Below are 5,173 nucleotides of genomic sequence, written 5' to 3'. Positions count from 1 at the left end.
GGTTCGTTTTTTTTTATACTACCCCGCGTGGCCCCGCCCCACCCACCCCCCGGGCGGCCGCCCCCTCTACCCCCCCCCTTTCGCCCCCGGGCCGGCGCGCCGGCCGGGAGTCGATCGGCCTGCGCTCGGCCGCCCTCGACCTCCTGCACTCCTTCGGCTGGGCCGACGCGGCCGAGTACCCGCTCGACGACCCGCTCCGCCTCCTGCCGACCATCCATCCATCCCGGAGAGGACCAGCCCATGACCCCCACCACCGCCGTCCGGCCCGCCGTCCCCGAGGACGCCGACGAACTGCTGCGCCTGCGCGTCGCCGTCCTCGACGGCGGCCCGCTCACCGACGAATGGCGCACCACCTTCCGCGACGACATGCGCGAGCGCCTGGGCAGCGACCCGAACCTGCTCGCCCACGTCGTCCCCACCGACGGCGGCCTCGCTGCGTGCGCCATCGGCATCGTCTACCGTGGCTACCTCGGCCCCGCCTTCCCCACCGGCCTGTGGGGCCGCATCCACACCGTGGTCACCGACCCCGCCCACCAGCGGCGCGGGTACGGCCGCGCCGTCACCGCCGCCCTCGTAGAAGCCCTCCAGGACCGCGGCTGCGGATCGGTCGAGCTGCGCGCCACCGCCGCCGGCGCATGCCTCTACCGCTCCCTCGGCTTCGAGCCCCTCGACGGCTTCATGACGCTGCGCCCCGGCCCCGGCGGGTGGGCGCGGTGACCGCGTTCCTCACACCCGAGCAGTTCGTCCCCACCCTGCCGCACGGCGTCTCCTGCGCCGGCGTGTTCTTCACCGACCACGCCGACCGGCCGCTGCTGGTCACCTCCGTCCGCCACCCGGGCGAGTACCAGTGCCCCGGCGGCCTCCTCGCCCCCGGCGAGGACCCGTGGCGGTGCGCCCTGCGGGAGACCGCCAGGGAGATCGGCTTCATCCCCGCCTGCCTGGACGATGCGCCGCGCCTGCTGCTGCTCTCCTTCACCCCGCCCGAACCGCCCTGGCCGTGGAAGATCGGCGTCGCCTTCGACGGCGGCCGGCTCACCGACCGGGAGATCGACCGGATCGCCCTCGACCCCACCGACCACAGCGGCCACGCCGTGCGCTCCATCGAGGGCTGGTCGGCCATCGTCAGCCCGCGCCGCCTGCGCACCCTGCGCGCCTCGCTCACCGCCCGCCGCACCGGCCGCGCCGAGTACCTCGTCTCCGAGCCCCGCATCCCGGGCGAGAACGGATGACCACCCCTGCCCGCACCGCCCCCGCGAAGGAGCCCGCTTGAAGACCCGCCCACCCGAGAGCAGGACCGGGACCGCCGCGCAGGAGGGCATCTCCGCCAGCGAGAAGTTCCTGTTCGGCGGCCCGCTGCGCTATGACTACGGCTTCACCTCCCACGAGCAGACCATGCTCAAGATCGGCTTCCTCGCCGTCGCCCGCCAGATCCCCGGCATGCTCCGCACCGCCCTGCAGCTTGCCTGGCAGGCCGACCGCACTGCCCTGACCGTCGTCGCCCTCGCCGAGATCGGCCGCGCCCTGGCCGCAGCGTTCGGTCTCCTCGCCACCAACCGGGCCCTGTCCTTCCTGTTCGCCTCCGGCAGTTCGGACCAGCTGCTGCGCGCCGCGCTGCCGGCCGCGCTCGCCGTCGGCGGCGCCTCCGCCCTCTCCGCGTTCCTGCGAATCGCCTCCGCGTGGGCCGGCGACCGCCTGGAGCCCAAGACCGAGCGCGCAGCCACCGTCGCGTTCCTCACCCGCGCGGCCCGCGTCGAGCTGGCCTCCCTGGAGGACCCGGATTTCAGCCGACTGCTGGAGTCCGCCCGCTTCGGCACCGCGGCGGTACGCCGCCTGATCGGCCAGAGCACCGCCGTCCTCACCGCCCTGCTGGGCCTCGTCGCCGCCGGAGGTGTCCTGCTCACCCTGGACCCGGTCCTGATGCCCATGCTGGTACTGATTGCCGCCCCGAAGGGCTGGGGCGCGGTGCGCTCCGCCCGCCGCCGCTACGGGTCGATGATGGCCTGGCTCCAGCACCACCGGGCCGCCGCCATCCTCGCCCAGCTGATCACCCAGCCGCACTCCGCCCCGGAGGTCCGCGTCCACGCCATCGGACCGTTCATTCTGGGCCACTACACCGCGATGGCCGAAGCGTCCGAGCACGAGCAGAACCGGCTCGCCCGCGCCGCCGCCGGCACCTCCGTGCTCGCCTCGGCCCTGTCCGGACTGGCCGCCGCCGCGACCTTCGCCGTCCTCGGCTGGCTGGTCCACGACGGACAAATGGCCCTCGCCGTCGCCGGCACCGCCGTCGTCGGCATCCGCACCGGAGCCGCCGACATCACCTCCCTCGTCAACACCGCGAACCGCCTCTACGAGGAAGCCCTCTTCGTCGCCGACCTGGAACGCCTCCAGGGCGAGTCCGAACGCCGCGCCATCCCCACCGGCGGCACCGACCTCCCGCACCGCCCCGCCGCCATCACCCTGAAAGGCGTCGGCTTCACCTACCCCGGCCGCACCACCCCGGCCCTGACCGACATCACCCTGACCATCCCGCGCGGACAGGTCGTCGCCCTGGTCGGCGACAACGGGTCCGGCAAGTCCACCCTCGTCAAGCTCCTCTGCGGCCTCTACCTCCCCGACACCGGACGCATCCTCTGGGACGACACCGACACCGCCACAGCCGACCGGGACCAGCTGTTCTCCTCCGTCGCGATCCTCGAACAGGACTTCCAGCGCTGGCCGTTCACCCTGCGCGCCAACGTCCTCGTCGGCCGCCCGGAGCACGGCGACGACCCCGCCCTCCTCAAACGCGCCGCCGACTACGCCGACCTCCATCCGATCGTCGAGGCCCAGACCAACGGCTGGGACACCCTCGCCGCCCGCGGCTTCCAAGGCGGTGTCCAGCTGTCCGGCGGCCAGTGGCAGCGCGTCGGTATGGCCCGCACCCACCACCGCGCCAGCACCCCCGGCCCAGGCGGACGCCCCACCCACCTGGTGATCGCCGACGAACCGACCTCCGCCCTCGACGCCCAGTCCGAGGTGGCCGCCTTCGCCCGCATCCGCGAACTCGCCGACCAAGGACTGACCGTGATCCTGATCACCCACCGCCTCGCCGCCACCGCCGACGCCGACCTCATCTACGTCCTCCACCAGGGCCGCCTCGCCGAACACGGCACCCACGAACAGCTCATGGCCGACCCCGACGGAAAATATCGCGCCTCCTACCTCCTGCAAGCCGCCCAATACTCCACCGCCGTACCCCACCAGCGCGCCGACGAGCCAGCGACGGATCCCGCCTGACCGCCGCCGGGCGGGCACCCGACCGGGGGGCCCGCCCCCGCCGCCAACTACAGCGCACGATGCCGCAGTCCGCCGGACTGCCGACCCTCCACGCGTTGGCCGAACTGCGGTCAGGCCCGAAGAGCCCTGACCGAGTCCCAGCGGCTTACGGCCCCCGGCCACGCCCGACCCCACCACCGGCAGGAGCCCGCCCAAAGCTTCCCGCCACCTCGGGAACCGGTCGGCCGCCGCCGAGGCTGAGGCCCGAACCGGCCGGGGGTCCTGGCGACGAGATGACCCACAGGCCAGAGCGATCAGAAGGCTGCAAGTTACCGAAACTCCATCAGTCCACCTGTTGCCACTGGTGGACACCGTCGCCACGCGGGGCCGGGGACGGGAGGCGCCGGGACCGGGCTCCGTCGCCCGGGGCAGGTGCGGAACTGCTACCCGCGTCCCGGCCGGGACGGGCCCGAGGCGGTGGGACGGCAGCAGGGGCCGTCGCGGTGGCGGCGGAGCGCGGCGGCGAGGGGGGCCGGGTCGATCGCGGGGGTGCTTCCGAAGTCCGGGTCGCGGCTGGTCGGCAGGGCGGCCAGGGCACGGCGGACGCCGGTGCACAGGCCGTGGGTGGGCTGGAGGCCGGCGTGGGCGGTCAGGGCCTCGGCGCGGACGTCCCGGTGCCCGCAGAGCCGGCGGGCCTGGTCGTGCCAGTGGCGTGACTCCCGCTGGTCGCCCCGCCCGGCGGACAGCAGCCCGAGGGCGTAGGCGGCCTGGTGGCAGCCGGCCCCGGCGGCCAGTTGCCACCAGGTCCGGGGCCCGTCCGCCAGGGCCCGCCGCAGCGCGCCGCCCCGCTCGTCGTCCCCTTCGTGGACGGCCAGGTGGCAGAGCGCGCCGAGTATGAGCGCGCCGTGCGGTTCGATGGCCGGGGTGTCGGCGAGGCCGGTGATCCGCTCCGGTGCCCGGGCGTCGCCCACCACGATGTGGCAGAGCGCAAGCAGTTCGAAGCGGTGACGGTCCAGCCGGACGGCCACGGAGCGACGGAGCGACGGAGCGCTGCGCCGCGCGAGGCGTGCGGCGATCCTGGCGGGCGCGTCGTCGAGGCAGAGCGAGGCCCGTCCCCTCCCCTCGGGCTCCGGCAGGCGGGCGTCGGCGAGCGGCGCCCAGCCCTCGACGGGGGCCACGGCCTCCCGGCCGGTGCGGGTCTGGGTGCCGGCGTCCCTGCTGGTGTCGATCACTGCTCTTCCGCCTCTTCCGCCGACTGCTCGTCAAGGCCGAGTGCGGCGGCGAGCCGGCGGCGGGCGTCGCGGCGCAGGCTGTACACGCCGCTCTGGGTGATCCCCATGAGCTGCGCGGCGGTGACGATCGGGTAGCCGAGCACGTAGGTCAGCACGAGGGCGTCGTGCTGACGCCCGGGGAGGTTGCCGATCGCCGCGAACAGGCCGATGCCGCTCTCCAGCGCCTGGAACTCGTCCCGGGCGCTGTTCATCGCGACGGTGAACGCGGCGGTGGTGAAGGCCGACGGCCGGGCTCGGAGCTCCAGCGCTTCGTCGACCGTCGCCCGCAGCACGTCCCAGCAGAACTCCTGGACGTTCTCCTGGCGCAGCACCACGTCCCAGTGGGCGGCGAGGTCGGCGAAGACGTCGTCGACCAGGTCGTCGGCGGCGTCGGCGTTGCCGAGGTGCAGGCGGGCGTACTCCCAGTACGCCTCGCCGTACATCACCAGCAGGGCGGTCAGCGCGGTGGGCAGGGTGCCGTCCGCCGCGGGGCCGCCGGGGCCGGCGCCGCGGGACTGCGCGGGTAGGGCCTGACGGGACTGCGGGCTCGGGGCGTCGTCGTGCGCGTCAGCGCGGCCCCCGCCGTCTATGCCGACCATGTGGTGTCCGTCCTCTCGCCCCCCGGTCGCGGGCCGGAGTTCGGCCAG

The 5,173-nt window shown here is 74.6% G+C and carries 5 protein-coding genes; 3 read left to right on the top strand and 2 right to left on the bottom strand.

What is annotated here, in order from left to right; all coding sequences use genetic code 11:
* Positions 1–240 precede the first annotated feature (240 nt).
* From ACFCX4_RS34520 to ACFCX4_RS34510, 3 genes are read left to right on the top strand one after another with little or no spacing between them, the layout of a single operon-like run.
* The gene (locus ACFCX4_RS34520) at positions 241–717 is read left to right on the top strand and encodes a GNAT family N-acetyltransferase (RefSeq protein WP_376151141.1); all 477 of its coding nucleotides are present in this window, start codon (positions 241–243) and stop codon (positions 715–717) included.
* A complete protein-coding gene (locus tag ACFCX4_RS34515) occupies positions 714–1,229 on the top strand; it encodes an NUDIX domain-containing protein (RefSeq protein ID WP_376151139.1) in 516 nt (171 codons plus the stop codon). Before ACFCX4_RS34520 ends, ACFCX4_RS34515 begins: the two co-directional genes overlap by 4 nt.
* Before the next feature lie 37 nt (positions 1,230–1,266).
* The gene (locus ACFCX4_RS34510; protein WP_376151137.1) at positions 1,267–3,276 is read left to right on the top strand and encodes an ABC transporter ATP-binding protein; all 2,010 of its coding nucleotides are present in this window, start codon (positions 1,267–1,269) and stop codon (positions 3,274–3,276) included.
* 422 nt (positions 3,277–3,698) lie between these two features.
* Here ACFCX4_RS34510 and ACFCX4_RS34505 read toward each other — a convergent pair whose 3' ends face one another.
* Together ACFCX4_RS34505 and ACFCX4_RS34500 are read right to left on the bottom strand one after the other, a co-directional pair.
* Positions 3,699–4,487 carry a hypothetical protein gene (locus ACFCX4_RS34505; RefSeq protein WP_376151135.1) on the bottom strand — a complete coding sequence of 263 codons (789 nt, stop codon included), beginning with the start codon at positions 4,485–4,487 and terminating at the stop codon, positions 3,699–3,701.
* On the bottom strand, positions 4,484–5,173 hold a 690-nt coding region (locus tag ACFCX4_RS34500; protein ID WP_376151133.1), incomplete at its 5' end, for a sigma factor-like helix-turn-helix DNA-binding protein. The genes ACFCX4_RS34500 and ACFCX4_RS34505, both read right to left, overlap by 4 nt.

It is taken from the genome of Kitasatospora sp. NPDC056327 (genome assembly GCF_042261735.1).
Taxonomy (GTDB): Bacteria; Actinomycetota; Actinomycetes; order Streptomycetales; family Streptomycetaceae; genus Kitasatospora.
This window is presented reverse-complemented; position numbering and strand designations above follow the sequence as displayed.

Excerpts from the sequence above, each read along its gene's own strand:
- ACFCX4_RS34520 (WP_376151141.1), top strand. The coding sequence starts at position 241 with ATGACCCCCACCACCGCCGTCCGGCCCGCCGTCCCCGAGGACGCCGAC.